This window comes from Lacticaseibacillus manihotivorans DSM 13343 = JCM 12514 (assembly GCF_001435035.1).
GTDB lineage: Bacteria > Bacillota > Bacilli > Lactobacillales > Lactobacillaceae > Lacticaseibacillus > Lacticaseibacillus manihotivorans.
Genome location: NZ_AZEU01000241.1, coordinates 1 through 290, shown reverse-complemented (window position 1 = coordinate 290; position 290 = coordinate 1). Strand labels below are relative to the sequence as shown.

General features: G+C 52.8%; 1 protein-coding gene. It reads right to left on the bottom strand.

Features of this window, described 5'->3' with window-relative positions:
* A partial coding sequence (locus tag FD01_RS12800) for an IS66 family transposase (protein WP_156647318.1) occupies nt 1–290 on the bottom strand: 290 nt, incomplete at both ends.

The window sequence follows — 290 nt, the reverse complement described above, 5'->3', positions numbered from 1 at the left end:
TGCGCCATACATCCAGTGCGGGTGATCGCATCATCAAGCTTGTTATAGCCTGAATAACCATCACACTGGAGCACACCGGAGAAGCCTTCGTACAATTCTTGGGCGAACGCTCCGGCACGTGTGGCATCATACGCGTAATAAACGCCAGGCTCACTAGATGACTGCACCGAGCGCATCACCCACATGTATCCGTGTGACCGACCTGATTTGCGAGGATCACGGATCGCCTTATACGGCGTTTCATCACCTTGTAAGAACGGCTGCGCCACCAAATGTTCCCGTATGAGATT